Genomic DNA, 25,863 nt, shown 5'->3' with positions numbered 1-25,863 from the left:
TAATCAGGGTGTTGTCGCGCTAGACATAGTCTGGCGGACATTTCTGAACAACACACTTGATGATCGGAGTATTCATGTCCCGCCCTGCATCACGCACGTCCGTCGTATCCGTAAAATTCTTAAAAGGCGCCATCCTGCTCGGCGCGGCCGCCGCCGGCATGGCCCAGGCGCAGCAGTCGCCGGCGCTCGACCGCATGAGCCTGTCGGTCGGCGCCTTCCATGCCGAACCGAAGATCCACCTGGGCGGCGACACCCGCTACGGCCGCGTCGACACGCCCGACGAGAAGCTCGGCGACGGCACCCTGCCGCGCGTGAAAGCCGAACTGCTGTTCGGCGAGCGCCATGGCGCGTCCTTCGATTACTGGCGCTTCGACGAGGACTACGCCGCCGCGCCGAGCGGCGCCACGGTCTACGAAGGCCGCCCGGTCAGCGGCAGCATCCGCGCGGATGCCAATCTGCGCATCGAGATGGCGCGCCTGGCCTACAAATACTGGTTCGGTTCGGGCAAGAACGCCTTCGGGGTCGGCCTGGGCGCGGCCCACCTGCGCGCCAGGATCTCGGCCACGGCCGAGGCCGACCTGCGCGCCGAAGCGCCTGTCGAGACCTACAGCTGGAGCGGGTCCGGTTCCGCCAGCGACAGCGTATGGGCGCCGACCATCGAGCTGGCATGGCGCCACGCGCTGAACGACAGGGTGCGCCTGTATGCCGAGGCGGGCGGGGTCAAGCGCAACGGCGGCAGCGTCGAGGGTCATGTGGTCAACGCCGCCGCGGGCATCGAATGGATGGCGGCGAAGAACGTCGGCCTGGTGCTCGACTACGGCATCCAGAAGATCGACCTGCACCGCAACGGCGAACGCAGCGCCGACCTCGACCTGAAGCTGACCGGACCTTCCGCCTACCTCAAGGTCCGCTTCTGACGGGCCGTTCGGCGGCGTTCAGAAATCGACCGTCGCCGACACCACCACGCTGCGCGGCGCGCCCTGCACCAGGTAGCCGAAGCCCGGATAGCCGCCCGCCGACGCCCAGTAGTTCTTGTCCGTGACGTTGTCGATGCGCGCACGCAGGGTCACGTCGCGGTCCATGAAGCGCACCAGATAGTTCGCCCCGATGTCCAGGCGCGACCACGATGGCAGCTTCTGGGTGTTGGCCGCATCCGCGTACTGGGTCGCGGTATACAGGGCGCGCGCATTGAGCGACAGGCCCTGCACGCCCGGCACTTCCCATTCGGCGCCGAGGTTCAGCTGGGTGTCCGGCACGCCGATCGCATCCTTGCCCTCGTTGACGCCGCCGGCGGTCTGGCGCTGCTCGGCTTCCAGCAGGGTCAGGCCGCCCAGCAGGCGCAGGCCGCGTGCCGGGGTGCCGAATACGCTCAGCTCCAGGCCGCGGTTGCGCTGCTCGCCGAACACGCCGAAGCGGCGGTCCTGGACGTAGGCGCTCGGCTGCGCAGTGCTGAACACGGCTGCGGTCATTCCGAATTTGCCGCTGTCATACTTCACGCCGATTTCCTTCTGGCGCGAAACGAAGGGCGCGAACACCTCGCCCTGGTTGACGATGTCGGTGCCCGCCGCCACCGGGCCCTGCTGCAGCGCCTCGCTGTAGTTGGCGTAGACCGACACACCTTTCATGGGCTTGTAGACGATGCCCGCCACCGGCGTCACTTCGCTTTCGTCGTAGCGCGCGTTCGGTGCGCCGGTGTTGTAGTCGTAGCCGAAGGACTTGATGGTCTGGTGGCGCGCGCCCACGGTCACGAGCAGGCGCTCGTCCATGAAGCCAAGGGTATCGGCCACGGCAAAGCTCGACAGGATCGCCTTGCTGGTCAGGAGCGGGTTGTTCATGTTCCCGCCGGTGAAGAAACCGCTCGACGGCGCTTGCGCGTCGATCGGACGATAGATGTTCGAGGCGAAGCCCGCGAAGTCGCTCATCCCGTAGGCGTTCTTCGACTCCGAATGGAAGCCCGACAGCGAGGCGCTCAGCTTGTGCGAGACCGCACCGGTCTTGAGCTCGGTGCGCACGCCGACTTCGCCGGTACGCACCTTGTCTTCGCGGGTGTTGTCGAAGCGGGTCATGGTGGCATTGCCGTTGACGTTGGTGACCGTCGGCGAGGAGATGATGTTGGACTCAATGCCGCTGCGCATGCCGAGCGCCGCCCAGGCCACCGCGCCGCCCGGCAGATCCACTTCACCGCGCAGGGTGCCGAAGGTGTCGCGCTCGCCGGAGTAGGTCCAGGGCTGGGCGTAGTTGCTGTCGCTGCTTGGTGCCGCGATGATCGGCACGCCGGCGGCCATCGTCACGCTCGGGCGTGCGCCGCGCAGCTGGTGGTCCTGGTGGCCGACGTCGGCCGACAGGCGGTAGCCGCGTCCGCGGTAGTCCACGCCGACCGAATACAGGCTCAGTTCGCGGTTCTCGCGGTCGACCGCGGTGTCGCCCTCGCGGCGCACCGCGTTGACCCGCACGCCCAGGCGGCCGTCTTGGCCGAAGCGGTTGGCGAAGTCGGTCGCCACATAGGCCTGGCCGCCGGTCTCGACGCCCACGGTCACCTGGTTCAGGGGCGCGTTCGGCGCGCGCTTGGGCAGCAGGTTGATGGCGCCGCCGATGCCGCCGCCGCCCGGCGCCGCGCCGTTCACGAAGCTGTTCGCGCCGCGCAGCACTTCGACGCGCTCGAGCAGCTCCGAGGCCACGAACTGGCGCGGCAGCAGGCCGTACAGGCCGTTGTAGGCCAGGTCGTCCGAGTTGACGGCGAAGCCGCGGATCACGTACAGCTCCTGGTAGTTGCCGAAGCCGCGCGCCACCCGCACCGAGGGATCGTTCTGCACCACGTCGGCCACGCTGCGGGCCTGCTGGTCCTGGATCAGCGCCTGGGTGTAGTTCATGGAATTGAAGGGCGTGTCCATGATGTCGACGTTGCCCAGCAGGCCGAGGCGGCCCCCGCGCGCAACCTGGCCACCGGCGTAGGCGGAGGGCAAGCCCTGGCTGGATGCGTCGGCCGAGGCGGTGACGACGACGGTGGCGACAGGTTCGGACGTGGTGTCTTGGGCGTGTGCGGCAAAGGCCGCGGCGGCGAGGGCGATCGGAGTGAGGCGGAACAGTTTCATCGGTGGGGCTCGGTTTTTCTTAATGAGAATGATTGTCATTCTATCCGTTTTGGCTTGCGCGTGTAAATGAGAACGATTATTATTTGCCGAACTTGTCGATTCCGACGTCCGATGTCACCCACCTATGTCGCCAAATAAGCTGCGCCTCTGGAGCTGGATCCATAAATGGAGCAGCCTGGTTTGTACCGTCTTCATGCTGCTGCTCTGCCTGACGGGCCTGCCGCTGATCTACCACCACGAGATCGGCCACCTGCTCGGCACCGACGTCGAAGCGCCGGCCATGCCCGCCGACACTCCGCGCGGCAACATTGACGCCGTGCTGGCCTCGGCCAAGGAGCTCTACCCCAACAAGATTGCGATGTACATGTCGCAGGAAATCGATGAACCGGCGATCTGGAACGTCACCCTGGGCGACCATCCGAACGACGAGCACTACAAGCCGATCGCGGTTGACGCCCGCACCACCAAGGTCATCACCGAACCGGCGTTCGAAGGCGGCGCCTTCATGTCGACCATGCTGCGCCTGCACGTCGACCTGTTTGCCGGCCTGTACGGCCAGCTGTTCCTGGGTTTCATGGGCTTTTTGCTGATCGTCGCCGTCGTCAGCGGCGTGGTGCTGTACGCGCCCTTCATGCGCAAGCTCGATTTCGGCGAGGTGCGCCGCGAGCGCAGCCGCGTGATCCGCTGGCTCGACCTGCACAACCTGCTCGGGATCGTCACCATGGTCTGGGTCTTCGTGGTGGGCGCCACCGGCATGGTCAACACCTGGGCCGACCTGCTGCTCAAGTACTGGCAGAACAACGAACTGGCCGTGATGCTCAAGCCCTACGAGGGCCAGCCGCAGGTCACCAACATGTCCTCGATCCACGAGGCCATCGTGCGCGCGGAAACCGCCGAGCCGGGCATGAAGGTCGCGTTCGTGGCCTTCCCGGGCACGCCCTTCAGCAGCCCGCACCACTACGGCATCTTCATGCGTGGCGAAGAGGCCTTCAGCTCGCGCCTGTACAAGCCGGTGCTGATCGACGCCGCCACCGGCGAGATCACCGACCGCCGCGAGCTGCCCTGGTACCTGACGGCGCTGCTGCTGTCGCAGCCGCTGCATTTCGGCGACTACGGCGGCCAGGCCATGAAGCTGCTGTGGGCCTTGCTCGACATCGCGACCATCATCATCCTGGGCAGTGGGCTCTACCTGTGGCTCAAGCGCAGCCGCAAGAGCAAGACCGCGAAGCAGGGCAGGGCAGCCCTCGCCGAGCCGGCCCTGGCCCGTTCCACGGAGGCGCCATGATCCGCAGCCGCAGCCAGATCTGGGCCATGCCGCTGTTGCTGGCCGTTCTCACCATCATCGGGCTGGTCGCGGCCCTGCTGGGCGACGGCGTCTGGGACCTGGTCTCCGCCGTCACGCTGGGCGCGCCGGTCGCGGCGGCGCTGTGGTACGGCCTGCGCCGCACGCCTGCGCGACGCTAGGGCTGCCACACGCGCTCCCGACGCTGTATACTTCGGCAACACCTACAGCGAGAGAGCGCCTATGTTTGCAGCAGTGGACCTGGGGTCCAACAGCTTCCGGCTCCACATCGGCGAGCCCGCGGGCGGGCGCATGCACATCGTGCGCACCGCGCGCGACCCGATCCGCCTGGCCGCGGGCCTGGACCGCGACAACATGCTCCTTGAACCCGCCATGCGCAGCGCGGTAAAGACCCTGCAGGACTTCCGCGCCATCCTGGACGAATACACCCTGGACGCGGTGCGCGTGGTCGCCACCAACACCCTGCGCGTGGCGCGCAACGCCGAGCAACTGCTGCCCCAGCTGGAAGCGGCCATCGGCTATCCGATCGAAGTGATTTCGGGCGAGGAAGAAGGGCGCCTGATCTACATGGGCGTGGCGCGCGCCATCGACAAGCCAGATGAGCGCCGGCTGGTGATCGACATCGGCGGCGGCTCGACCGAAGTCATCGCCGCCATCGGCCCCGAGATCAACCTGGTGGAATCCTTCGGCATCGGCACCCACCCGCAGACCGCCGCCTTCTTCGCGGACGGCCGCATCACGCCGCAGGCTTTCGATGCCGCCGTCACCGAGGCGCGCGCCCGCTTCGAGGATGCCGCCGACCTGTACAAGGCGCAGGGCTGGGACGCGGCCTATGGCTCGTCCGGCACCATGCGCGCCATCAACGAGGTCATCAGCAGGAACGGCATCGGCGACGGCCGCATGTCGCAGGCCAGCCTGCACGCGCTGCGCGACATCCTGCTGGGGCTGGGCCACGTCGACGCCTTCGCTATGCCAGGCGTCAAGAAGGAGAGGGTGCCCGTGATGGTGGGCGGCCTCACGGTCCTGATCGGGGTGATGCAGGAACTCGGCGTGCAGCAGCTTACTGCGATCAACGCCGGCCTGCGCCTGGGCGTGCTGTCCGACCTGGAGCTGCGCGCCAACCGGCGCGACCGCCGCGACGCCGCCATCCGCGCCTGCATGCGCCGCTTCGGCGTGGACAGCCAGCGCGCGCTGCGCACGGCGAAGATCGCTTCGCACCTGTACGAAAAGCTGAACCCCGCGGACGCGCAGCACTACCTGTGCTGGAGCGCCATGCTGCACGAAGTTGGCCTGCAGATCTCGATGACGGGGGCGCACAAGCATGGCGCCTACATCGTCGAGCACGCCGACCTGCCGGGCTTCACCACGCGCGAGCAGCGCCTGATGGCCAGTCTGATCCTGGGGCAGAAGGGCAACCTGCGCAAGATCCGCGAGGCCCTGGGCGAGGCCGACGTGGCCAAGGCGGTGCTGGCGCTGCGTATGGCGGTGGTGTTCATGCATGCGCGCGCGGACGAGGACCTGGCCGGACTGACCATGCGCATGCGGCAGCGCATCGAGCTGGAACTGCCGGCCGGGCTGCTGGAGAAGCATCCGACGCTGGGGCCGTGGCTGCAGAAGGAAGAGGGAGCGTGGAACGAGGTCGGGATGCCGTTCAGCCTCAAGGTAATTTGATCGTAACCGTGCTAGCGTAGTTGGCCAATGAAATCCGGCCCCACCACCAGCTTCACATAAGGCACGCCCTCGCTGTTCTTGTGGGTGATCCAGAACACGCCCGCCTTGCGGATGCGCCAGTCCTGCTTCCCGCCGCACAGCACCATGGATGCCACCTGTCCCAGCAGCGGCTGGTGGCCGACGATCAGCACCGGCTGGCGGTGCTCCGGCCAGCCGGCCGCCTCGATGATCGCTTCCGCGCCCGAATCCGGCGCGAGGGCATCCACCAGCTTGTAGTTGCGTCCCAGCGCTTCCACCGTCTGCACGCAGCGCCTGGCCGGGCTGCTCAGCACCCGCACGTCCTCCGGCAGCTGGCGGTGCAGCCAGGCGCCGACGCGTGCGGCGTGGCGCTTGCCCTTCGGCGTCAGCGCGCGCCGCAAGTCGCCCTCGACATCGCCCTCGGCGACGTGCGCTTCAGCCTCGGCGTGGCGCCACAGGATCAGGTCCATGCTCGTTCTCCTTGTTGGAATGAAGGCCCGCACCGAGCGTCTCCATCAGGTCTTGCTGTGCGCTGAGCGCCTTCTGGCCGCCACGTGCCTTCTTGCGTCGGTAACGCCCGTCGCTGCCCAGCTCCCAGGCGTTGACGTTGTCCTTCAGGTAGGGATGCAGGCCTTCGCGCAGCACGCGGCGCTTGAGCGCGGGCGAACGGATCGGGAAGGCCACTTCCACGCGCCGGAACAGGTTGCGGTTCATCCAGTCCGCGCTCGACAGGTAGATGTCGTGCTTGAGGTTGTTGCGGAAGTAGAAAATGCGCGTGTGTTCCAGGAAGCGGCCGACGATCGAGCGCACCCGGATGCTCTCGCTCAGGCCCTTCACGCCCGGCCGCAGCGAGCAGGCGCCGCGCACGATCAGGTCGATGCGCACGCCGGCCTGCGATGCCTCGTACAAGGCCCGGATGACCGATTCGTCGGTGAGGGAATTCATCTTGGCGATGATGCGTGCCGGCTTGCCGGCGCGTGCGATCGCGGCCTCGTCGCGGATGGCGCGCACGATTTCCTTCTGCAGCGAGAAGGGCGCCAGCCACAGGCTGGTGAGCTGCTTCGGGCGCGTCAGGCTGGTGAGGTGGATGAAGACCTCGTTGACGTCGGCGGTGATCTCGTCATCGCAGGTGAGCAGGCCGAAGTCGGTGTAGAACTTGGCGGTGGTCGAGTTGTAGTTGCCGGTGCCCAGGTGGGCGTAGCGGCGCAGGCCATTGTCTTCGCGGCGCAGCACCAGCGCCAGTTTCGCGTGGGTTTTCAGTCCGACCACGCCGTAGACCACCTGGGCGCCGGCCTGCTCCAGGCGCTCGGCCCAGTTGATGTTGGCTTCCTCGTCGAAGCGCGCCATCAGTTCGACGATGACGGTGACTTCCTTGCCGCGCCGGGCGGCGGCGATGAGGGCTTCCATCAGGTCGGAGTTCATGCCGGCGCGGTAGATGGTCTGCTTGATCGCGGCCACGCAGGGGTCGTTCGCGGCCGACTGGATGAAGTCGATCACCGGCTGGAAGGATTCGAAAGGATGGTGCAGCAGCACGTCGCCCTTGCGCAGCACGGCGAAGATATCGGGCTCCACCAGCTTGGCCGGGAAGCCCGGCGTGAAGGGGGGGAACTTCAGCTCCGACTTGTCGTGGGTGTTGGCGATCTCCAGCATGCGCCCGAGGTTCACCGGGCCGTCCACCGCGAACAGGCGCGACGGGTCGATCCCGAACTGGTCCAGCAGGAAGTTCGACAGGTGCGGCGGGCAGGCGCGGCCCACTTCCAGGCGCACCGCGAAGCCGTAGTTGCGGCTGTGCAGTTCGCTCTGCAGGGCCTGGCGCAGGTTCTTGACCTCGTCCTCGTCGACCCACAGGTCGCTGTTGCGGGTCACGCGGAACTGCGAATACGAGAGCACCTCGCGGCCGGTGAACAGGTCGGCCAGGTGGGCTTGGATCACCGAGGACAGCAGGCAGTAGGACTCGCCCTTCTTGTCGGACAGTTCGGCGGGCAGGCGGATCACCCGCGGCAGCACGCGCGGCGCCTTCATGATGGCGATGCCGGTGCCGCGTCCGAACGCGTCCTTGCCCGCCAGTTCGACGATGAAGTTCAGGCTTTTATTGACGACGCGCGGAAAGGGGTGGGCCGGATCCAGCCCGATCGGGGTCAGCAGCGGGCGCACCTCGCGGTCGAAGAATTGCTTGACCCAGGCGCGCTGGGCGGCGTTGCGCTCGCCCCGCCGCAGCATGTGGATGCCGTTCTCGGACAAAAGCGGCAGGATCTCGTTGTTGAACAGCTTGTACTGGCGCTCGATGAGCGTACGGCATTCGAGGCTGGCGCGCTCCAGGCTGCTGGCCAGCGCGTGCGGGATGCCGTTGTGGCCGGCCTCCATCTGGTGCTGGGCCAGCAGGCTGGCCACGCGCACCTCGAAGAATTCGTCGAGGTTGCCCGACACGATGGTCAGGAAGCGCAGCCGCTCGAGCAGCGGAATGGTGGGATCCTCGGCCTGGGCCAATACCCGACGGTTGAACTCGAGCAGCGACAGCTCGCGGTTCAGGAAGGCGCCGCCTTCGGGAATGCTCCTGGCCTCGGCTTCCTGGGCCTTGTGTTTCATATCCATGGGTCTGCGTCGTAGTCTCGGCGCAGGCAGTGTAGTTGGCGAATATGACAATGTTGTTACATGTGGAACTCGGCGGGCCGCACTTGACGTTTAAGCATGCTTAAAGCCTGGCCGCGTATAAAGCTTCTCATCGTTAATCATAACAAGAGGAGCATTGCGAGATGAAAGCGTTCGTGCGCGCCAACAAGGGTTTCCTGTTGTTCATGCTTTTGTTCGGCGTGTTCCGCACGGCGGTGGCCGACTGGAACCCGATCCCTTCCGGTTCGATGCGGCCCAACCTGCTGGAGGGGGACGTGGTGTTCGTGAACCGGCTGGCCTATAACGTCAAGCTGCCGCTGACCGACGTCGTGATCGCGCGCACCGGCGAGCCGCAACGCGGCGACGTCGTCACCTTCTCCTCGCCGATGGACGGCACCCGCTTGATCAAGCGCGTCCTGGCGCTGCCGGGCGACCGCGTCGAGATGCGCAACGAGCGCCTGGTCATCAACGGCGTCCAGTCGCAGTACGCGCTCGAGGAAGTGGTGCAGGAAACGACCGACGAGGGCCGCGTCATGGATGCGCTGCGCATGGAGGAAGTGGTGGACGGCCGCCGCCACCGCATCCAGGTGCTGCCGCAGCGCATGGTGATGCGCGATTTCGGGCCGGTCACCGTGCCGCAGGACGCCTACCTGATGCTGGGCGATAACCGCGACAACAGCGCCGACTCGCGCTACATCGGCTTCGTGCCGCGCCACCTGCTGATCGGGCGCGCCGAGCGCATCCTGGTCTCGGCCGACTACCAGGGCAACTGGATGCCGCGCACCGAGCGCTTCGGCCAGTCGCTGCGCTGATTCAGCCTGGCATGGACCCTCAGCTTTTCGAGGGGCGCCAAATTGTTTTATTGAAACCCAGTACAATTGCGTCCCCTCCGGACGCTCGCCCTCGCAGTGCCGGTTATTCACAAGGCACTCCCATGCAACGACTCCTCACCACCATCCTCGCCTGCCTCGGCATGACGGGGGCCCTCGCGATCGACACCTATCTGCCTTCGATGCCGGCCATCGGGGTCGATTTCGGCGTCGGGCCGGTGGCGGTGCAGCAGACCCTGAGCGTGTTCCTGTTCACCTTCGCACTGATGATGCTGTTCTACGGGACGCTGTCGGATTCCTTCGGACGCCGTCCGGTGATCCTGGGTGCGCTGGCGGTGTACACGCTGGCCTCGGTCGGCGCGGCCTTTGCCCCGACCTTCGGCTGGCTGCTGGCCTTCCGGGCGCTGCAGGGCCTGTCGGCCGGCGCCGGCTCGGTGATCGGCCAGGCCATCGTGCAGGACCGTTTCGAAGGCGCGCAGGCGCAGAAGATGATGTCGCACATCATGATGGTGTTCGGCCTGGCGCCGGCCATCGCCCCGGTGCTGGGCGGCTGGCTGCACGTCAGCTTCGGCTGGCGCTCGAGCTTCATCTTCCTGGCGCTGTTCGGCGCCGCGATGATCCTGCTGGTGCTGCGCATGCTCCCGGAAAGCCTGCCGCGGGAGAAGCGCCAGGCCTTCCATCCGGCGACGATCTCGCGCAACTATTTGATGGTGCTGCGCAACCCGCAGTTCGTGATGCTGTCGCTGGCGCTCGGCCTGGTGTTCGGCGGCCTGTCACTGTACATCGGTTCGGCCGCCAACTTCGTGATGGAGATCCTGGGCCTGCCGGAGACGGCCTTCGGCTGGATGTTCATTCCGCTGATCGGCGGCATGGTGCTGGGCTCGGCCTGGGGCGGCAAGCGCGCCCACAAGGCGCCGCCCGGACGCCTGCTGTGGACCGGCTATGCGGTGATGGCGGTGGCATCAAGCCTGAACGTCGGCTACAACGCGCTGTTCCCGGCCAGCGTGCCCTGGGCGGTGCTGCCGCTGGCCGTGTTCACCTTCGGCCTGGCCGTGGCCATGCCCGGCATCCAGCTGACCGCCATGGGACTGTTCCCGCACAACCGCGGCCTGGCGGCCTCGATGGTCGGCTTCATCCAGATGATGTCCTTCGCGCTGGTGTCCGGGCTGGTGGCGCCGCTGCTGTTCGGCAGCGCGTTCAAGCTGGCCTGCGGCGCGGCCGTGGGCGTGCTGCTGAGCTTCCTGATGTGGCGCCTGAGCCGGCGCTTCGCGGCGCCGGCCGCGTAAGAAGCGGGCGCCGCAGCGCCCGCGATCAGCGTTTGTGCGTCTTCATCGCCGCGGCGACTTCGCGCTTGGCGTCGCGGTCCTTCTCGGTGGCGCGCTTGTCGTGCTGTTTCTTGCCCTTGGCCAGGCCGATCTCGCACTTCACGCGTCCGCCCTTGAAGTGCAGGTTCAGCGGCACCAGGGTATAGCCGGCACGCTCGACCTTGCCGACCAGCTTGTCCAGCTCGGCGCGGTGCAGCAGCAGCTTGCGGGTGCGCAGCGCCTCGGGATGGCTGAAGGCGGAGGCGGAAGTCAGCGCGCTGATATGGGCGCCGAACAGGAACAATTCGTCGCCCCGCACGACGACATAGGCCTCCTTGATCTGGACCTTGCCCTCGCGGATGGCCTTGATTTCCCACCCCTCCAGCACGATGCCGGCTTCGTACCGGTCCTCGATGAAGTAGTCGAAAAAAGCTTTTTTATTGTCAACAATACTCATGAAATAGCGAAAATCCGCGTCTCGGTTAAACTACTGCTGTGGCGCCAATGCAAAGATTGCATGGCGCAAAATGCAACTCGTCCAACATCATAACAAACGGTTGACCAATGGCAGTAGTGCACAAATCAGTTTTTCTCGGCTACAGCACCGAGCAAATGTTCGACCTGGTGGCCAAGGTCGAAGACTATCCGAAATTCCTCCCCTGGTGCGGGGGCGTGAAGATCATCGAGCAGACCGAGGACAAGCTGGTGGCCAGCCTCCAAATCAATTTCCACGGCGTCAAGCAAAGCTTTACCACCTCGAACCACAACAGCCGGCCGACCCAGATCAAGATGCACCTGGTCGACGGCCCGTTCAAGGTGCTGGAAGGCACGTGGACCTTCAAGCCGCTGCGCGCCGATGCCTGCAAGGTCGAGCTCGACATGCATTACGAGTTCTCGAGCATCATCCTGGAACAGATCATCGGCCCGGTGTTCGGCATGATCGCCAATACCATGGTCGATTCCTTCAGCAAGCGCGCCGAGGCCGTCTATGGATGAGGGTGTACAGGTTGTCGTCTGCTACGCAAGCGCGCGCGAGGAGTTCCTGCGCCCCTTGAAGGTCGCGCCCGGCACCACGATCGGCCAGGCCATCGAGATGAGCGGTGTGCTGGAAGCGTATCCGGAGATTAACCTGACGACTCAGCCGGTGGGCATCTACGCCAAGAAGAAGACGCTCGACACCGTGCTGCGCGAGCGCGACCGTATCGAGATCTACCGGCCGCTGGTGGCCGATCCCAAGGATTCGCGGCGCAAGCGCGCGGCCAAAAAACTGGGGGACGCCGCACCGCCGGCCGCCTGAGGCAGGGAGCTGCAGGGCCCGCCTTGGCGTTTTGCTCAGTTGTAAAATTCCGACCGGGCAAATTCTTGGGCATTCTTCAGGGTATGATAGAGCCCGCTTCAAAAGCTCCCCTCCGCTGCCCGTCCCGTCCATGCTGATTACCGTAAGCCTGTTGTTGGTCACCACCGCGATGTCCGCCGTGATGTTGCTCGTCCTGACTTCGCTTGCCGACAGCAGGGTGGCAGGCATTCGCGAATGGGCGCAGGCCAATGGCGTGGCGGTGATCGCGCTGCTGCTGTTAGCGGCGCGCGACGTGATCCCCGACGTCCTCAGCATCGAAGTCGCCAACGCACTGCTCCTGCTGACCGCCAGCCTGATGCTGGCCGGCTACCGGCGCTACCTCGGCCTGCCGGTGCTCTGGCGCCTGCTGGCGGGCGGCGGCATCGTCGCCTTCGCCGGCGTGGTGGTGTTCCACTACGTCCACAATTCGCTGCCGCTGCGCGTGGTGGCGATGTCGGCCTTTCACGTGGCCATCTGTTTCGGTATCTACGCCAGCCTGCCCAGGGTCGCGGATGGCCGCCTGCGCTATCCGAATGCCTTCAGCCGGATCTCGGCCTTGCTGCTGGGGCTGGGGCATTTCTGCCGCGGCGCCTTCTATGCCTTCGATACCTATGCACAGCCGACGCTGCTCGACCCGGCCATCGCCAACCTGGTGTTCTTTGCGATCGGTACGCTGGCCCTGCCGGCCCTGAGCCTGGGCGCGGTCATGCTGGCCAATGCGCGCGTGCTGACCGACACCGCCTATGCGGCCGAGCATGACCACCTGACCGGCGCACCCTCGCGCCGCGCCTTCTTCGACATGGCCGAACGCGAGCTGGCGCGGGCGCGGCGGCATGGCAGCGGTCTGGGCCTGCTGCTGCTGGATGCCGACCATTTCAAGCGCATCAACGATACCTATGGACACGGCGTCGGCGACGAGGTCCTGCGCGACCTGGTGGCGCGCACCCGCGAGGAAATTCGCAAGATCGACTATTTTGCCCGCCTTGGCGGCGAGGAGTTCGGGGTGCTGCTGCCGGACGCGTCCTTCGACACCACCCGGGCCGTCGCCGAGCGCCTGCGCGCCGCCCTCGACCGTCCCGCGACCGGCGTGCCGGCGGCGCCCGGGCCTGCCTATACGGTCAGTATCGGCCTGGCGATGCTGGAGCAGGGGGAGGATTTCGCCGGCCTGATGCGCCGTGCGGATGCGGCCCTGTATGCGGCCAAGGCCGGCGGACGCAACCGGGTCGAGGTAGCGCCCCGCATCCATCCCGAACCGGCGCGCCAGTCGGGCAGCGCCAAGGTCATTCGCCTGCGGCCTTGAGCGCCTACTGACGGCACTGCGCCAGTGCCTTGTTGACCCGGGCCAGCTGGGCGGCCCGTTCCTCGTCCGTCATGAAGCTGCGCTCGCCTGTCGCATCGAACTTCGCGATGCGCACACCCGATTCCACCTGCGCGCGCATCTGGCGCGCATCCTGGCAATGCTCGGCCAGGTCGCGGCGGCGCTGCTCTGCGGCGGCATCCTTCTTTTCCTGTTCTTCGCGCAACTTGCTGCGTGCAAGGAATTCCTCCTCGCGCTGAGCCAGCGTCCTCGGACCCTTGGCAGGGGCGGGCGCCTCCGCAACCGGTGCAGGCTCGGCAGGCGCTGGCTGCAAGGCCGCTGCCGCACGGCCTGGCGCCTTGAGGATCTTGTGCGGCGGCGTCGATGGCGGGGGAGGGCGGTCGGAGAAATAGCGTACGCCGTTCGCGTCGATCCAGGAATACTGGGCGTGTGCCAGGCTACTGCCCAGCAGCAAGGCGCAGGCGACAAGCAGGCGGAGGGGGGAGGACGGAGACGGCATAAAAGTTTTCCTTGGGTAACAAAGCGATTTCGCCATGCTTCCCTGGCGCTGTCAATCGCGGGTGCGCGATACCGCGATTTCCCCGGCAAATTTAGGCATGGCTGCGACAGTTTTTCGCCGTTTCTGTATAATTCACTTTTGCGCCTATAGGAAAATACTATGCGTCTCCTCCAAAAAGCACTCACCTTCGATGACGTGCTGCTCGTCCCGGCCTATTCCAACGTTCTTCCGGCCAACACTTCCCTTCGCACCAAACTGACCAGGAATATCACGCTGAATATCCCGCTGCTGTCGGCTGCGATGGACACCGTGACCGAAGCGCGCCTGGCGATTGCGATGGCACAGGAGGGGGGCATCGGTATCATTCACAAGAACCTGCGCCCGGCCGACCAGGCCCGCGAAGTGGCGCGCGTCAAGCGCTACGAATCCGGCGTGCTGCGCGACCCGATCACCATTCCTCCCACCATGAAGATCCGCGAAGTGCTGGCGCTGTCGCAACAGCACGGCATCAGCGGCTTCCCGGTGGTCGAGGGCAAGCAGGTGGTTGGCATCATCACCAACCGCGACCTGCGTTTCGAGGAAGACCTGGACGCGGAAGCGCGCGCCAAGATGACCCCGCGCGAAAAACTCGTCTACGTCAACGAAGACGCCGACACCGAGGAAGCCAAGCGCCTGATGAACAAGCACCGCCTCGAGCGCGTGCTGGTCGTCAACAAGGAATTCGAACTGCTCGGCCTGATCACCGTCAAGGACATCCAGAAGTCGCACGAGCACCCGCTGGCATCGAAAGACTCGCAGGGTAAACTGCTGGTCGGCGCGGCCGTTGGCGTGGGCGCACGCGACGAAGAGCGCATCGAACTGCTGGTTGCCGCCGGCGTGGACGTGCTGGTGGTCGACACCGCGCACGGCCACTCGCAGGGCATCCTCGACCGGGTCAAGTGGATCAAGGACCGCTTCCCGCACGTGGACGTCATCGGCGGCAACATCGCCACCGCGGCCGCGGCGAAAGCGCTGGTCGAGTATGGCGCGGATGCGGTCAAGGTCGGCATCGGCCCGGGCTCGATCTGCACCACCCGCATCGTGGCCGGCGTGGGCGTGCCGCAGATCACCGCGATCTCGAACGTGGCCAAGGCGCTGGAAGGCACCGGCGTGCCCTGCATCGCCGACGGCGGCATCCGCTTCTCGGGCGACATCTCCAAGGCACTGGCGGCAGGCGCGCACACCGTCATGATGGGCAGCATGTTCGCCGGCACCGACGAAGCGCCGGGCGAGACCATCCTGTACCAGGGCCGCAGCTACAAGTCCTACCGCGGCATGGGCAGCCTGGGCGCGATGGCCGAAGGTTCGGCCGACCGCTACTTCCAGGAAGCCTCGAGCAAGGCCGACAAGTTCGTCCCGGAAGGCATCGAGGGCCGCGTCGCCTACAAGGGCAGCGTGCTGGCGATCATCTTCCAGCTGGTCGGCGGCATTCGCCAGTCGATGGGCTACTGCGGCTGCGCCACCATCGACGAACTGCGCGAGAAAGCGGAGTTTGTCGAGATCACCTCGGCCGGCATGCGCGAATCGCACGTGCACGACGTGCAGATCACCAAGGAAGCGCCGAACTACCGTTCGGAATGAACATCCATGAGACGCGGCCCGAGGGCCGCGTTTTTGCATTACCCATTCATCTTCTATCGTTGCCCTCTACATGCATTCGAAAATCCTCATCCTCGATTTCGGTTCCCAGGTTACCCAGCTGATCGCGCGCCGCGTGCGCGATGCCGGCGTGTTCTCCGAAGTCTTCCCTTATGACGTCAGCGACGAGTTCGTGCGCAACTACGGCGCCAGCGGCATCATCCTCTCGGGCAGCCACAACTCGACGCTCGAAGGCGATTCGCCGCGCGCCCCGCAGGCCGTGTTCAAAGCCGGCGTGCCGGTGCTGGGCATCTGCTACGGCATGCAGACCATGGCCGCCCAGCTCGGCGGCAAGGTCGAGAACGGCAAGCTGCGCGAATTCGGCTACGCCGAAGTGCGCGCCCGCGGCCATACGGCCCTCCTGAACGGCATCAACGATTTCGTCACCGACGAAGGCCACGGCATGCTGCGCGTCTGGATGAGCCACGGCGACAAGGTGCTGGACATGCCGCCGGGCTTCAAGCTGATGGGCTCCACCGACAGCTGCCCGATCGCCGCGATGGCCGACGAAGACCGCCGCTTCTACGCGCTGCAGTTCCACCCGGAAGTCACCCACACCACGCAAGGCGAAGCCATCATCGGCCGCTTCGTGCACGAGATCTGCGGCTGCAAGTCGGACTGGAACATGCCGGACTACATCGGCGAAGCGGTCCAGAAGATCCGCGAGCAGGTCGGCACGGACGAGGTGATCCTCGGCCTGTCCGGCGGCGTCGACTCGAGCGTGGCCGCGGCCCTGATCCACCGCGCCATCGGCGACCAGCTGACCTGCGTGTTCGTCGACCACGGCCTGCTGCGCAAGGACGAGGGCAAGATGGTCATGGACATGTTCTCGAAAAACCTCGGCGTGAAGGTGCTGCGCATCGATGCCGAAGACCAGTTCATGGGCCACCTGGCCGGCGTCACGGACCCCGAACAGAAACGCAAAATCATTGGACGCGAGTTCGTCGAGGTGTTCCAGGTCGAGGCGGGCAAGCTGACCAACGCGAAGTGGCTGGCGCAGGGCACCATCTACCCGGACGTGATCGAATCGGCCGGCAAGGGCAAGAAGGGCCAGACCATCAAGAGCCACCACAACGTGGGCGGCCTGCCGGAAACCCTGAACCTGAAACTGCTCGAGCCGCTGCGCGAGCTGTTCAAGGACGAAGTGCGCAAGCTCGGCGTCGCGCTCGGCCTGCCGCACGACATGGTCTATCGTCACCCGTTCCCGGGTCCGGGCCTGGGCGTGCGCATCCTGGGCGAAGTGAAGAAGGAATACGCCGACCTGCTGCGCGAGGCGGATGCGATCTTCATCGAAGAGCTGCGCAATACGCCGTTCGAGCTGCCGGCTGTGGCGGGGATCGATCCGGGCAAGGCGCCGGTCAACTGGTACGAGGCGACTAGCCAGGCGTTTGCCGTGTTCCTGCCGGTGAAGTCGGTGGGGGTGATGGGCGACGGGCGCACCTACGAGTACGTGGTGGCGCTGCGTGCGGTGCAGACGCTGGACTTCATGACGGCGCAGTGGGCGCATTTGCCGCATGCGTTGCTGGGGAAGGTGTCGAATCGGATCATCAACGAAGTGCGCGGCCTCAATCGCGTTGTGTATGACATTTCTGGGAAGCCGCCGGCGACGATTGAGTGGGAATGATTTATAGCCCAGCTATAAATTGCGTGAAGTAAATCAAAGCCCCTGACTTCAGGGGCTTTTTATTGGGTGGGTTCCATTCCACGCGATGCTTTGGCACACCCCAGTCCCGGGTTGGCTTTTGGCCCGCTCTTGGTCTGCGCAATCAACGGAATCTCCCCATCCTTCCCATAACTGAACTCCTCGACCGCAGCCGAGCGCCGGAAATCCGCGTTAGACAGTGCGTCATTGTGATAGAAGAAGTACGACTTGCCGTTGAATTCAGCAAACGACTGGTGGATCGTGTGCGTGAACTTGTTCTTTTCCATGATCACGCCGCGATAGGTCCACGGCCCGGTCGGGCTGGGAGCGGTCGCGTAGGCGATCACTTCCGGCAAGCGGCTCGCGTAGCTGAGGTAATACACGCCATTGCGCTTGTGAAGATAAGGCGCTTCCTCGAATTCGAACAGGCCTACGGTGTGGATCGGCCCATCCAGTTCGATCATATTGGGCTTGAGCTTGACGTACTTGAGCACCTTGTTACCGAAGTACATATACGCCTGCCCATCGTCGTCGACGAACACGCCCGGGTCGATATCGTCCCAGCCGTTGGGCGTCTCGCGTGTCATGTCATCGGTGATGAGCGCGGAGCCGCGGGCATCCTTGAACGGGCCCAGCGGGGAATCGGCAACCGCCACGCCGATGGCGAACCCGGGCTTGGTCGCATCATGCTGGACCGGCCCGTACAAATAATACTTTCCGTTGCGTTTGACGATGTCCGGGGCGTAGGCGTCGCTCTTGGCCCAGGCGAAAGTGCGCCAGCCACCCACCACGCCGTGATCGACCCAGGATTGCATGTCGCAGGTCGAGTACAGGCGCCACTCGTTCATCGCGTAGCCCTTGCCACCCTTTTTCGTCTCGTCGCGGCCGGTGTACATGTACAGGCGTCCTCCGTCGACCAGGACGGTCGGGTCGGTGGTGAAGATGTCGGTCACGATCGGATTGGCGGCGTGGGCGCCGGGCACAGCAAGCAATAAGGCGAGCAGAAGAGGGGCGATTTTCAAGTCTTGAAGGGTGAGCGTGAGCGCGTGGCGTCGTGATGTCATTCGTGTCTCCTCAGCAGTTCTATTGTCTTGTTGCTCCAATCCTAACAGTAAAATGAATCGATCTAACATTCTGGCTGAAAAAATGTTTGCGCAATCACTCCCGGCTTTCGTTAACGCAGCTTCAAGCCGATGGGGTCGGAGTCACACGTTCACCCGCGCCGACACCAGGTGCTGGCCGCACGGGCAGCTGCATGATCACCTTCAAGCCATGCGGCTCGGCGTCTTCCAGAGCGACGCTGCCGCCGTGGCGGGTCATGATTTCCTTGACGATGGCCAGGCCCAGGCCGCAGCCGAGCCCCCGGTCGGTGGCGCGGACGAAGCGGTCGAACACGCGGGCGCGGTCGGCCGGGGCGATGCCCAGGCCATTGTCGCTGACGATGATCTGGGCATGCTCGGCGTCGCCGGTGACGCCGACGGTGATGTCGCTGCCGCTTCCCGCGTACTCGATCGCGTTCTCCAGCACATTGGCCAGGGCTTCGCCCAGCAGCATCTCGTTGGCGTCGACCCACAAGGGCGGCACGCCGGGTGCGCCGTCGGATTCCGCCATGCCGAGGTCGACGCCAGCGCGCAGTGCGCGCGGCACCGTGCCCGCCACCAGCTGCTGCACGAAGGGCGCCAGCTCCAGCGGGGATTTTTCCTGCGCCATCGCGGCCTCGGGTTCCGCCCGTGCCAGCATCAGGAGCCGGTTGATCAGGTGGGCGCTCCGGGTGGCGCTCTGGTGCACCAGGCGCAGGCGCGCGGCCAGCGCCGGATCGGCGGTCGTGTCCAGGGCAAGCTCGGTCTGGCTTTTCAGGCCGGCCAGGGGCGTACGCAGTTGATGCGCGGCGTCCGCGATAAAGCGCTTCTGCGCCTCGACGCTCTGGCGCACCGAGGCCAGCAGCTCGTTCAGGGCCCGTACCAGTGAACGCAATTCCTGCGGCGCGGCTTCGACCCGCAACGGGGTCAGGTCGGCGGGAGAGCGCCCCTCGACTTCGCGCCGCAGGCGCAGCAGCGGCGCCAGGCCGGCGCCGGTGCCGAGCCAGACGATGATCGTCATCAGGAGGATCAGGACGGACAGGGGGAGCAGCGTGTCGACCAGGATCATCTTCCAGATGTTTTCGCGATTGGCCATGCTGCGCGCGACCTGCACCAGCATCCACTGCGGCTTGCCGGCCGACTCGCCCGAGTGCAGGTACAGGGCGGCAATGCGCACCTTGGTCGGCCTGCCGGTCCCGGTGCCCTCGCCGCCGTCTTGCGCGATCTCGCCGTCGTAGAAGTAGGGATGTCCCAGGCGCGGCGTCATGTGCGCAGGGGGCGCCGGAATGCTGTAGTTCCCCAGGATGAGCTTACCCGGCGGCATGCTGACGGTGTAGAAGAAGCGATCGGTGGGGTCGGCTTCGAGCACCTTCTGCGCCGCGTAGGGAAAATCGATGATCAGCCGGTCGCCTACCGGCCTGACCTGGCCGGCGACGGTCCGCGCCACTTGCGACAGCGTGGCATCGGCGGCCTGGTTCACGTAGTGGACCGCCAGCCGGTAGGTGGCCAGTCCGCCGGCCAGCCACAGGACCAGCTGCGGCAGCAGGACCCACACCACCAGCTGGCGGTGCAGCGACAGGCCGCCGGCGCGCGACGCGAAGCGGCTCAGCCAGCGCATCTACGCGCGCTGGGCGCCGGACGGCTCGGCTTCCAGCAGATAGCCGAGGCCGCGCACGGTACGGATCACCAGGCCCGAATGTTCGAGCTTGCGGCGCAGCCGGTGGATGTGGACTTCCGCCGTGTTGCCGATGCCGACCTCGTTGCCCGAGCTGGCCCAGGCGGCCGCAATCTGGTCCTTGGTCACGACCTTGTCGCTATGGGTCAGCAGGACGTCCAGCAGGATGGTTTCGCGCGGGCTGAGCTCGACCGGTTCGCCCTTGACGAAAGCGCGGCGCGTCTCGCGGTCGAAGATCAGGCTGCCGGCCGACAGCTCGCTCATCGCGCCGGCCTGCTTCGAGCGCCGCAGTACCGCATGCAGGCGGGCTTCCAGCTCGGGAAAGTCGAAGGGCTTGGTCACATAGTCATCCGCGCCGGCGTTCAGTCCGGCCACCCGGCTGTCGAGCTTGTCCAGCGCGGTCAGGATCACGACCGGCAGGGTAGGGCGCGAGGAGCGCACCTGCTTCAACACCGTCAAGCCATCCACCATCGGTAGGCCGAGATCGAGGATCGCGATATCGAACTCCTGCCTGGTCAGCAGATACTCCGCCACCGGACCGTTCGGCGCATGCGCGACCGTGAACCCGGCCCTGGTGAGCTGGGCGGAAAGGCCATCCGCGAGTATCGTGTCGTCTTCGGCGAGTAGGAGTTGCATGAAAGGATATTAACGGGTTATGAAGGATACTTCAACGCTACCCGAGTATCGACGGCCGGGGGACGGTATGGCCCTGTGAACAGTGGCCCATTTGTCATGCCCCGTGCCATAATGTGTTCATAAATGTTGGTTTCGTCGTGAGGGAAGTAATGCTTGGCTTTTGCCGCAGCGTCGCAAAGGGCGCCGCATCCTTGGCCGTGCTGGCCACGATCTCGCTGCCCGCCAGCGGCGCCGGCAACGACATCGAGGTGTTCCACTACCTGGACAGGCCCGCCGACGAGCAAAGGGTCGCCGTCCTGCGCGAGGCCCTGGCGTCCACCGGCCACGCCTGGCGCGATTTCACCGTGGCCGGAGGATGGACCAGCCGGGCCGAATCGATCCTGCGCTTCCGCGTGCAGTCGCGCAATCCGCCCGCGGTCGCCATGATCAAGAGCCCGTTCATGCAGTACTGGGCCCGAAACGGCGCCTTGCTTCCCCTCGACCAGGTGGCGGCGGCGCAGCGCTGGGACGAACTGCTGCCCAAGGCGATCGCGGACACGGTGAAGTACCAGGGGCGCTATTACGCCGTCCCGCTCAACATCCACCGGGTCAACTGGCTGTGGATCAACGAGCGCATTCTCAAGGAGTCCGGCGCCGCGGTGCCGACCAACTGGGATGAGTTTTTCGTCACCGCCGAGGCGATGCGGCGCGCCGGCTATGCCGCCGTCGCCTACTATGGCCGCCCGACCCAGAACCTGCTGCTGTTCGAGATGATCGCCCTCGGCGTCGGTGGGCCGACCTTTCATCGCAAGGCCCTGGTCGAGTACGATGCGCAGGCGCTGGGCGGGCCGCTCATGGACGAGGTTTTTCGCATCTACCGGCGGATCAAGCCCTATACCGAGCAGTCGCCGAATGCACGGGTCAGCATCGAGCTTGGCAACAGCAAGTTCCAGACTGGCATGGTCGGCATGCACCTGATGGGAGACTGGGCCAATCCCGCCTTCTATCCCCGCGACAAGGCGGCGCCGTTCAAGGCCTTGTGCGTGCCGGCGCCCGGTTCGAGCGGCAGTTTCCTGTTCGCCTCGGACGCCGTGGCCATGTTCCGCAGCGCCGATGCCGCCGCGTCCCGGGGACAGCTCGCCTTCGCCGGCGCCATCATGTCGGCAAAGGCGCAGCACGGCTACAGCCTGCAGAAAGGCTCGATTCCCGCCCGCCAGGGAGGCAAACTCGACGGGTACAACGCCTGCTCCCTGAAGACAGCCGAGGCGTTTCGTGCCGCAACGCTCGCCAATGCCCTGTTGCCGGCGATCTCGATGACGGCTTCGCGCGAGGTTGAAGACGCCATCCAGGCCGTCGTCACCGAGTTCTGGAACGACGATCGCATGTCGCCGCAGGCGGCGATGCGCCGGCTGGTCGAGGCCACCCGGCGCCGCTGAGCTTCCTGGTATTAACGACCTCCATGATCTGCCAAAGTCCACGTGAATGACGCGCCGTCCCTGCCATCCGGCACAGGTCCCGGACTGTCGGCGCGGACCGCCTGCGTGCGCGGATCGATGCGCAGGAAGCGATGGGTGGCGAGCGACATCAAGGCCAGTTTGCCGGCCGGCGTCTCCATCCACTGGAAGCTCTGCGCCATGCCTGGCCGGCCCTGCCGGTAGGCGGTGGCCCCGTCCTGTCCCACGCTGAGGTAGCCACGACCTGTGTGCAAGGCAACGCGGCCCAGGCCCATGTCCTTCACGGTCCAGGTGGCCGCGCCGTTCCCTGCCGAGCTCAGCCTGAGCGTTTTCCCGAATGGGATTGCACGCATGAGGCCGCGGGGGTAGGGCTGGTAGATCTCGACGCTGTCGAAGTCGGCGTGGCCGCCCGTGACGCCCGAGCCGTTGTAGCTGAACAGCGCGTAGCGCACACCCTGGAAGGTGGTGAGCTGGAACACCATGGTGAATTCGGCGCCGACCGGCACGAAGTCACGCCCGTCGAGCGAGTAGCTGAAGCGCGCCTTCTCGGTCAGAAAGTCGCAATCGGCCCGCAGCCAGATGCGCCGCCCTGAGAACGGCAGGCGCGTCGTCGTGTCCCGGCGCTGGTCGTGGACCACGATCGCCAGGCCGGCATCGCTCCTTTCCACGCCCAGCGTCGCGTAGGGCAGATTCAACAGGCCGAGGCCCGCATGGTCGCCGTTCTGCAGGCCCGCGGTATCCAGCAGCACCGTGGGGCTGGAGCGTGGCCCGATGGCGCGTTGTGTCAGGGTGTTGCGGGCTTCCCAGAACGAGGCCGCCGGCAGCGCATGCAGGCGCAGGAAGCCGGGCCGCTCGCGCAGCGACCATTTGCCCTCGACCGGCACGTGGTTCCACTGCCAGACCGGTTGCAGCGCCGCCGCGGAAAAATCGTCGCTGCGCTGGAACGGCACGGCCACCGGCTGCGGCGACGCGGTCTTCGGCTTGACCCAGGTGCGCGGGCTGCGCGTCAGGTTTCCGGGCAGGCCGAACCAGGGCCAGCCATTCTTCCAGGTCACCGGGGACAGGCCAAGCAGGCGGCCCACCGAATTGAAGTCCATCATCGAGAAACCCCACCATTCGCCGGCCTCGGTCCGTACGATGCCGCCCTGGTGCAAGGGGGGCGGCGGCTGCGAATGGTCGGGTGGATGGATCACGAAGGGCGCCGAAGGCTTGTCCAGGCTGTGGCCCTTGTACATGCCGAAGGCTTCGCCGGAACTGATCGACTGGTTGACCTCGTAGGGGCCGTACACGTGCTCGGCACGCGCCGCCGGCGTGCGCCAGCCTCCCGCATAGTTGGCGCTGATGATGTAATACTTCCCGTCGATCTTGTAGAAGTGGGCGCCTTCGCCCATGCCGTCGGTCTTCGTGAAGAGCGCTTTTTCCGTGCCTGGAACGATATCCGTCAGGTCTTCCGTGAGTTGCGCAATGTGCAGGTCCTGGTGGCCCCAGACGACGTAGACCTTGCCGTCGTCGTCGAACAGCACCGACAGGTCATGCAGGCCGCGCTTCATCTCGCGGTGCGTCCACGGCCCGCGCGGGTCGCGCGCCGTGAAGATCTGCGTGCCCCGATTGTTCACGTTGCTGAAGATGTAGAACGCCCCCTTGTGATAGCGCAGCGACGGCGCCCAGATCCCGCGCCCGTAGATGTTCTTCCCTTCCTCGAGCCGGTACTGCGGGCCGTAGTCGAGCTTTTCCATCGCATAGCCCAGGAATTCCCAATTGACCAGGTCGCGCGAGCGCAGCATGGGCAGCCCGGGCATCGCATGCATGGTAGTGCCGGTCATGTAGAACCAGTCGCCGACCCGGATCAGGTCCGGGTCGGAAAACTCGTCGTAGAAGATCGGATTGGTGAATGTGCCGTTGCCGTTGTCGGCGGTCCAGGTCTTGTTGAAGATGCCCGTGGCCGGGCGCGCTTCGGGCTGCGCCTGCGCCGGCAGCCCGAGCAGCGCCCCTGCGAGCAGTGCCAATGCGCCGGCAGGACGGCAGGACAGGGACGCAATGCGGGTCGTGATCATCGTGTTCCCTCGCGCCACACATAGGGACCGATGATCGTGCCCGTGAAGCCCCCGGCCTTGCCGGTCGACAGGAAGCGTGCGTCGACGTCGGACCGCAGCACGTGGTTCGTGCCGCCGGACGTGTAGCTGAAGCGCATGCGTCCGCCGTCCGCTTCGATCTGGAGCTCGGCCGCATCGCCGTCGACCGGGACACTGGCCAGCAGGCGGTCGGCCGCCGCCTTTTCCCGCACGTACAGCGCGATCACGGTGCGTCCGCCAAGCCTGGTCAGCCCATAGAACAGGTGCGAGGCGTCGCTCTGGTAGGCTACCAGGCCGGCGCGGTCTCCTTCCGCGGCGGGCCGGAAGCGCAGCCTGGTCGACACCTTGGCCACATGATGCTGCTGGCGGCGCGCGATGAAGGCCGGCGTGCTGTCCAGGTCGCCGAGCTGTCCGGCCGGCTCCAGCACCAGCCGGCCGCCTTCGACGCGGTGGAAGGGCCGCAGCGGCGTCCGGATGCCGACCCACTGGTCGGACAGGCGCGCGCCGGTGAACTCGTCGGTGTAGGCAAAGTCGCCCGACGCGGGCAGGGCCGGACGCGGCTGGGCCGGCAGATTGGGCCTGAGGGCGACGAAGGGAATCGGCTTGCCGTCCTCGAGCACCACCGGCCAGTCGTCCCTCCACGTGACCGGTAGCAGGAAGGTCTCGCGGCCGATGTTGTACAGGCCGTCGCCGTAAGGGCGGGTGGCCAGGAACGTTGCCCACCAGCTGCCGTCCCGGATCTGGACGAACTTGGCATGACCGGCCGAGGTCACCGGATTCGATCGTGCCGGGTCGAGCTTGCGCTGGCTGAGGATGGGATTGCGCTCGTGGGGCAGGAAGGGGCCGCGCACGCTGGTGGCGCGAAACACCACCTGGGAGTGATTGTCGCCGGTGCCGCCTTCGGCCGCGATCAGGTAGTAGTACTGCCCGCGGCGGAAGATGTGCGGGCCTTCGATCCAGCTCGGTTTGGCCGCGATGTCCACGCCGCCGTTGACGAGCAGCGTGCGCTCGCCCTTGACGGCGAGCGTCGCCGGGTCGAACTCCTGCACCCAGATGGCCCGGTGGCCGTCGTAGCGCGGCTTCTCCGCGGGTGCGTCGTTGCCGACCAGGTAGACCCGGCCGTCGCTGTCCCAGAACAGCGACGGATCGATGCCGCCGAATGCCAGCTTGCGCGGGTCCGACCACGGGCCGGCGGGATTGGTGGCGGTCAGCACCACGTTGCCGCCGCAGTCGACGCAGGTGGTCACCACGTAGAAGATCCCCTTGTGGTGCGAGATATCCGGCGCGTAGATGCCGCGCGACGAGCGCAGGCCCTTGAAGCTGAACTGGGAGGGGCGGTCGATGACGTTGGCGACCTGGGTCCAGTTGACCAGGTCGCGCGAATGAAACAGCGGCAGCCCGGGGAAGTTGGTGAACGAGGAGTTAATCAGGTAGTAGTCGTCGCCCACGCGCAGCACGGAAGGGTCGGGATAGTAGCCGGACAGGATCGGATTTCGGTACTGCGTCGCGTCAGGCTTCGCCTTTTCCTGCGACCGGCCCTCGTAGGAGAAGCGTTCGAAATGGGCGGCGGTACCGGGCGCGCCGTCCATGCTCGCCGGTCCCGCGCAGGCGGCGAGGCCGAGCGCGATGCCGATGGTGGCGATATATCGTTGAAAAACCATGCAGGCC

Annotated in this window: 22 protein-coding genes; 12 read left to right on the top strand and 10 right to left on the bottom strand. The window is 65.9% G+C overall.

Features of this window, described 5'->3' with window-relative positions; all coding sequences use genetic code 11:
* Positions 1-74 precede the first annotated feature (74 nt).
* Positions 75-917 (top strand): hypothetical protein, encoded by an 843-nt coding sequence (locus tag YWC_RS0110300; RefSeq protein WP_156923598.1) that lies wholly within the window; start codon positions 75-77, stop codon positions 915-917.
* A gap of 18 nt (positions 918-935) precedes the next feature.
* Here YWC_RS0110300 and YWC_RS0110295 read toward each other — a convergent pair whose 3' ends face one another.
* The gene (locus YWC_RS0110295; RefSeq protein WP_027865284.1) at positions 936-3,092 is read right to left on the bottom strand and encodes a TonB-dependent receptor; all 2,157 of its coding nucleotides are present in this window, start codon (positions 3,090-3,092) and stop codon (positions 936-938) included.
* A gap of 124 nt (positions 3,093-3,216) precedes the next feature.
* On the opposite strand from YWC_RS0110295, the gene YWC_RS0110290 reads away from it, so the two are divergent.
* From YWC_RS0110290 to YWC_RS0110280, 3 genes are all read left to right on the top strand, one after another.
* Positions 3,217-4,377, top strand: a complete 1,161-nt coding sequence (locus tag YWC_RS0110290) for a PepSY-associated TM helix domain-containing protein (protein WP_027865283.1) — start codon at positions 3,217-3,219, stop codon at positions 4,375-4,377.
* A complete protein-coding gene (locus tag YWC_RS0110285) occupies positions 4,374-4,556 on the top strand; it encodes a hypothetical protein (protein WP_027865282.1) in 183 nt (60 codons plus the stop codon). Before YWC_RS0110290 ends, YWC_RS0110285 begins: the two co-directional genes overlap by 4 nt.
* Positions 4,557-4,617: 61 nt before the next feature.
* Positions 4,618-6,066, top strand: a complete 1,449-nt coding sequence (locus YWC_RS0110280) for a Ppx/GppA phosphatase family protein (protein ID WP_027865281.1) — start codon at positions 4,618-4,620, stop codon at positions 6,064-6,066.
* An 11-nt stretch (positions 6,067-6,077) separates the two neighbouring features.
* Here YWC_RS0110280 and YWC_RS0110275 read toward each other — a convergent pair whose 3' ends face one another.
* Together YWC_RS0110275 and ppk1 are read right to left on the bottom strand one after the other, a co-directional pair.
* Positions 6,078-6,554 (bottom strand): SixA phosphatase family protein, encoded by a 477-nt coding sequence (locus YWC_RS0110275; RefSeq protein ID WP_027865426.1) that lies wholly within the window; start codon positions 6,552-6,554, stop codon positions 6,078-6,080.
* The gene (gene ppk1, locus YWC_RS29025; protein ID WP_036214010.1) at positions 6,520-8,676 is read right to left on the bottom strand and encodes a polyphosphate kinase 1; all 2,157 of its coding nucleotides are present in this window, start codon (positions 8,674-8,676) and stop codon (positions 6,520-6,522) included. Before ppk1 ends, YWC_RS0110275 begins: the two co-directional genes overlap by 35 nt.
* 161 nt (positions 8,677-8,837) lie before the next feature.
* Between ppk1 and lepB the strand changes: the two genes are divergently transcribed.
* Together lepB and YWC_RS0110260 are read left to right on the top strand one after the other, a co-directional pair.
* Complete coding sequence (lepB, locus tag YWC_RS0110265) at positions 8,838-9,506, top strand: signal peptidase I (RefSeq protein ID WP_027865280.1); 669 nt, start codon at positions 8,838-8,840, stop codon at positions 9,504-9,506.
* Positions 9,507-9,628: 122 nt separating this feature from the next.
* Positions 9,629-10,810: a multidrug effflux MFS transporter gene (locus YWC_RS0110260; protein ID WP_027865279.1), complete on the top strand. Its 1,182-nt coding sequence runs from the start codon at positions 9,629-9,631 to the stop codon at positions 10,808-10,810.
* Between the two features lie 25 nt (positions 10,811-10,835).
* On the opposite strand, the gene smpB is transcribed toward YWC_RS0110260, so the two are convergent.
* Positions 10,836-11,285, bottom strand: coding sequence for an SsrA-binding protein SmpB (gene smpB / locus YWC_RS0110255; protein WP_027865278.1), 450 nt, complete (start codon positions 11,283-11,285; stop codon positions 10,836-10,838).
* Between the two features lie 107 nt (positions 11,286-11,392).
* Here smpB and YWC_RS0110250 point away from each other — a divergent pair, with 107 nt between their 5' ends.
* The 3 genes from YWC_RS0110250 to YWC_RS0110240 all read left to right on the top strand — a co-directional run bounded on the left by YWC_RS0110250 (position 11,393) and on the right by YWC_RS0110240 (position 13,464).
* Positions 11,393-11,824 carry a type II toxin-antitoxin system RatA family toxin gene (locus YWC_RS0110250; RefSeq protein ID WP_027865277.1) on the top strand — a complete coding sequence of 144 codons (432 nt, stop codon included), beginning with the start codon at positions 11,393-11,395 and terminating at the stop codon, positions 11,822-11,824.
* Positions 11,817-12,125 carry an RnfH family protein gene (locus YWC_RS0110245; RefSeq protein ID WP_027865276.1) on the top strand — a complete coding sequence of 103 codons (309 nt, stop codon included), beginning with the start codon at positions 11,817-11,819 and terminating at the stop codon, positions 12,123-12,125. Before YWC_RS0110250 ends, YWC_RS0110245 begins: the two co-directional genes overlap by 8 nt.
* Positions 12,126-12,255: 130 nt before the next feature.
* Positions 12,256-13,464 (top strand): GGDEF domain-containing protein, encoded by a 1,209-nt coding sequence (locus tag YWC_RS0110240; RefSeq protein ID WP_027865275.1) that lies wholly within the window; start codon positions 12,256-12,258, stop codon positions 13,462-13,464.
* A 4-nt stretch (positions 13,465-13,468) separates the two neighbouring features.
* Here the strand turns inward: YWC_RS0110240 and YWC_RS0110235 are convergent, their stop codons facing one another.
* Complete coding sequence (locus tag YWC_RS0110235) at positions 13,469-13,981, bottom strand: DUF4124 domain-containing protein (RefSeq protein WP_027865274.1); 513 nt, start codon at positions 13,979-13,981, stop codon at positions 13,469-13,471.
* A gap of 159 nt (positions 13,982-14,140) precedes the next feature.
* Between YWC_RS0110235 and guaB the strand changes: the two genes are divergently transcribed.
* Complete coding sequence (gene guaB, locus YWC_RS0110230) at positions 14,141-15,601, top strand: IMP dehydrogenase (RefSeq protein WP_027865273.1); 1,461 nt, start codon at positions 14,141-14,143, stop codon at positions 15,599-15,601.
* A gap of 70 nt (positions 15,602-15,671) precedes the next feature.
* A complete protein-coding gene (gene guaA / locus YWC_RS0110225) occupies positions 15,672-17,282 on the top strand; it encodes a glutamine-hydrolyzing GMP synthase (RefSeq protein WP_027865272.1) in 1,611 nt (536 codons plus the stop codon).
* 59 nt (positions 17,283-17,341) lie between these two features.
* On the opposite strand, the gene YWC_RS0110220 is transcribed toward guaA, so the two are convergent.
* The 3 genes from YWC_RS0110220 to YWC_RS0110210 form a co-directional block, all read right to left on the bottom strand.
* Positions 17,342-18,364: a glycoside hydrolase family 43 protein gene (locus YWC_RS0110220; protein WP_036214007.1), complete on the bottom strand. Its 1,023-nt coding sequence runs from the start codon at positions 18,362-18,364 to the stop codon at positions 17,342-17,344.
* 121 nt (positions 18,365-18,485) lie between these two features.
* Positions 18,486-19,997: a sensor histidine kinase gene (locus YWC_RS29020; RefSeq protein WP_051306374.1), complete on the bottom strand. Its 1,512-nt coding sequence runs from the start codon at positions 19,995-19,997 to the stop codon at positions 18,486-18,488.
* Positions 19,998-20,690, bottom strand: a complete 693-nt coding sequence (locus YWC_RS0110210; RefSeq protein ID WP_027865270.1) for a response regulator transcription factor — start codon at positions 20,688-20,690, stop codon at positions 19,998-20,000. It lies immediately after the preceding gene.
* 149 nt (positions 20,691-20,839) lie between these two features.
* Here YWC_RS0110210 and YWC_RS0110205 point away from each other — a divergent pair, with 149 nt between their 5' ends.
* Complete coding sequence (locus YWC_RS0110205) at positions 20,840-22,105, top strand: ABC transporter substrate-binding protein (RefSeq protein ID WP_036214004.1); 1,266 nt, start codon at positions 20,840-20,842, stop codon at positions 22,103-22,105.
* An 11-nt stretch (positions 22,106-22,116) separates the two neighbouring features.
* On the opposite strand, the gene YWC_RS0110200 is transcribed toward YWC_RS0110205, so the two are convergent.
* Complete coding sequence (locus YWC_RS0110200; protein WP_036214002.1) at positions 22,117-24,177, bottom strand: glycoside hydrolase family 43 protein; 2,061 nt, start codon at positions 24,175-24,177, stop codon at positions 22,117-22,119.
* Complete coding sequence (locus YWC_RS0110195) at positions 24,174-25,856, bottom strand: glycoside hydrolase family 43 protein (protein WP_027865267.1); 1,683 nt, start codon at positions 25,854-25,856, stop codon at positions 24,174-24,176. Before YWC_RS0110195 ends, YWC_RS0110200 begins: the two co-directional genes overlap by 4 nt.
* Between the last annotated feature and the right edge of the window lie 7 nt (positions 25,857-25,863).

The sequence above is a fragment of the Massilia alkalitolerans DSM 17462 genome (genome assembly GCF_000427785.1).
Taxonomy (GTDB): domain Bacteria; phylum Pseudomonadota; class Gammaproteobacteria; order Burkholderiales; family Burkholderiaceae_D; genus Telluria; species Telluria alkalitolerans.
The sequence above is the reverse complement of the archived record's forward strand: the minus strand, read 5'-3'. Positions and strand labels throughout refer to the sequence as shown.

Bases quoted from the DNA above. Each gene is read 5' to 3' on its own strand.
- YWC_RS0110300 (WP_156923598.1), top strand. From the start codon at position 75: ATGTCCCGCCCTGCATCACGCACGTCCGTCGTATCCGTAAAATTCTTA.
- YWC_RS0110295 (WP_027865284.1), bottom strand. From the start codon at position 3,092: ATGAAACTGTTCCGCCTCACTCCGATCGCCCTCGCCGCCGCGGCCTTT.
- YWC_RS0110290 (WP_027865283.1), top strand. From the start codon at position 3,217: ATGTCGCCAAATAAGCTGCGCCTCTGGAGCTGGATCCATAAATGGAGC.
- YWC_RS0110285 (WP_027865282.1), top strand. From the start codon at position 4,374: ATGATCCGCAGCCGCAGCCAGATCTGGGCCATGCCGCTGTTGCTGGCC.
- YWC_RS0110280 (WP_027865281.1), top strand. From the start codon at position 4,618: ATGTTTGCAGCAGTGGACCTGGGGTCCAACAGCTTCCGGCTCCACATC.
- YWC_RS0110275 (WP_027865426.1), bottom strand. From the start codon at position 6,554: ATGGACCTGATCCTGTGGCGCCACGCCGAGGCTGAAGCGCACGTCGCC.
- ppk1 (WP_036214010.1), bottom strand. From the start codon at position 8,676: ATGGATATGAAACACAAGGCCCAGGAAGCCGAGGCCAGGAGCATTCCC.
- lepB (WP_027865280.1), top strand. From the start codon at position 8,838: ATGAAAGCGTTCGTGCGCGCCAACAAGGGTTTCCTGTTGTTCATGCTT.
- YWC_RS0110260 (WP_027865279.1), top strand. From the start codon at position 9,629: ATGCAACGACTCCTCACCACCATCCTCGCCTGCCTCGGCATGACGGGG.
- smpB (WP_027865278.1), bottom strand. From the start codon at position 11,285: ATGAGTATTGTTGACAATAAAAAAGCTTTTTTCGACTACTTCATCGAG.
- YWC_RS0110250 (WP_027865277.1), top strand. From the start codon at position 11,393: ATGGCAGTAGTGCACAAATCAGTTTTTCTCGGCTACAGCACCGAGCAA.
- YWC_RS0110245 (WP_027865276.1), top strand. From the start codon at position 11,817: ATGGATGAGGGTGTACAGGTTGTCGTCTGCTACGCAAGCGCGCGCGAG.
- YWC_RS0110240 (WP_027865275.1), top strand. From the start codon at position 12,256: ATGCTGATTACCGTAAGCCTGTTGTTGGTCACCACCGCGATGTCCGCC.
- YWC_RS0110235 (WP_027865274.1), bottom strand. From the start codon at position 13,981: ATGCCGTCTCCGTCCTCCCCCCTCCGCCTGCTTGTCGCCTGCGCCTTG.
- guaB (WP_027865273.1), top strand. From the start codon at position 14,141: ATGCGTCTCCTCCAAAAAGCACTCACCTTCGATGACGTGCTGCTCGTC.
- guaA (WP_027865272.1), top strand. From the start codon at position 15,672: ATGCATTCGAAAATCCTCATCCTCGATTTCGGTTCCCAGGTTACCCAG.
- YWC_RS0110220 (WP_036214007.1), bottom strand. From the start codon at position 18,364: ATGACATCACGACGCCACGCGCTCACGCTCACCCTTCAAGACTTGAAA.
- YWC_RS29020 (WP_051306374.1), bottom strand. From the start codon at position 19,997: ATGCGCTGGCTGAGCCGCTTCGCGTCGCGCGCCGGCGGCCTGTCGCTG.
- YWC_RS0110210 (WP_027865270.1), bottom strand. From the start codon at position 20,690: ATGCAACTCCTACTCGCCGAAGACGACACGATACTCGCGGATGGCCTT.
- YWC_RS0110205 (WP_036214004.1), top strand. From the start codon at position 20,840: ATGCTTGGCTTTTGCCGCAGCGTCGCAAAGGGCGCCGCATCCTTGGCC.
- YWC_RS0110200 (WP_036214002.1), bottom strand. From the start codon at position 24,177: ATGATCACGACCCGCATTGCGTCCCTGTCCTGCCGTCCTGCCGGCGCA.
- YWC_RS0110195 (WP_027865267.1), bottom strand. From the start codon at position 25,856: ATGGTTTTTCAACGATATATCGCCACCATCGGCATCGCGCTCGGCCTC.